At 52.5% G+C, this 1633-nt stretch carries 1 protein-coding gene; it reads right to left on the reverse strand.

Annotation, left to right across the window (positions count from 1 at the left end):
- Window positions 1-778: 778 nt before the first annotated feature.
- Window positions 779-1633 (reverse strand): glycosyltransferase family 4 protein (locus FV229_RS26720; RefSeq protein ID WP_187275303.1); only part of this gene is annotated, 855 nt, incomplete at its 5' end.

A 1633-nucleotide genomic window follows, 5' to 3' on the forward strand; every position in this document is an offset into this window, starting at 1 on the left:
GCGCCGACGACTGCCCACGCCCGTGACAACCTCAAGCCGGCGGACCGACCGCGGCAACTCGACCATATCCTCAAGCATAGACACAAAACGATCCGAACCAGGGACCGTCAGCCTCCACCATCGTCAGCTCATCAAAAAGGGCGGCTCCAGACCCCGCTTACCGTCGATCTCCTGGCAGAGCCGAATGACTTGGCTCTTCGACACGCCAGTGCCACCCGTGGCTTGGACGAGGTTATCGACCGATCCTTCGACAAGCTCAGGATGAGGAGGTCGAGATCCCCTGGATGTAGGCCTTCTGATCACACGCACTCCGCCAAGAGGCACTGAACTGCAGGGGCACGCTGAAGTACCTCGTGCTCGAAGCGCTGGCGGCCAAGGGCCACCACGTGGGCCTGTCAGCCGTACCCGAGGATGGGAGGCGCATCCGATGATCGAGGCTGCCGTATTCAGTTTGTCGAGTCCAGCGTTGGTCGCTGCGATCCGACCCGAACCTGCGATAATCCATTTTTCTGCAGATCGAAGACACTGAACGCGTCGAACGGGATAAGATTGTGGGATACCGGATTCAACCGAAACGCCCCAGGAAGCTGCAAAGCATGACGGCGTCATCACACGTGACAATCTTAATGCGTGACAACGCTGTCGCGTTCTCTACTGCCTCACGGGGAGCTATCCACCGGCACAGTGGTTCGAAAAGGAGGCAGGGGACGGGCGGAGAAGAACCGTTTCATCGACGAGATCGCATCTGTGACGAACCACCCCAACAACGTAATTTATATTATACTGACTTTGCTATATTTTCGAGTAACGCAAGTACCTGCCGCAAACGATTAGTAGCAAGACGGCCAATGTTTTCTGGCCCGAATTGAGTGTTAATAAATGTACGGCCCGCCGCGGCGCGCATCCGCCGTAATTCTGGATTACGGTAGATATTCCTCAATATATCAGCAGCATCCACGACGTTAGGCTCAGCCCATGACTGGTGGTCCGTAAAGACATACTCACCGTCTATGAGAGGTATTAGCTTAAAAGAAACAGGAAATCCTGTCTCTTCAGTCAAGAAATCTGTGTTACCTGAAAAGTTTGTTCCTACTACGGGTTTTCCAAGCGCCATTGCTTCCGCCATACCGAGACCAAAGCCTTCGGCTCGGTGGAGTGAAACATAGCAATCGGACTGTTTGATTAGAGAAAGAATTTCAGCCCGTGTTAAAGTAGAGTCAATCACGCGGATGCGTGAGTCTCGCGCCGCAGCCGCCGCGACTAAGGCTCGCGTCCGAGGGCTGTGTTCGGGTGCACCGGTTGATTTAATGATAAGACCAACGTCTTCAGTGCCCGGGAATGCTTTAGCAAAAGCTTCCAACACTCCAATAGGATTTTTGCGTGAAGGCCAAGAATTATAGTCAAAGCTGAAAAGAAAATAAAACCGCGACTTATCTAAACCGAAAAAGTTGCGATCTTGGTGCTCGTGAATTTCAACGTTGATGCATGGCGGTACGATCGTAATCGGGCCATCATAAATTTTGCGGAAGGCTTCTGCAACAAAACGAGTGGGCGCCCAAATTTCATGTATGCGATCGAGCAGACGTCCCCAATCACGAGGTGTTTCTGAAAGCTCCCAATAGGTTCTAAATAT

The organism is Methylobacterium sp. WL120 (genome assembly GCF_008039465.1).
GTDB classification, from domain to species: domain Bacteria; phylum Pseudomonadota; class Alphaproteobacteria; order Rhizobiales; family Beijerinckiaceae; genus Methylobacterium; species Methylobacterium cerastii.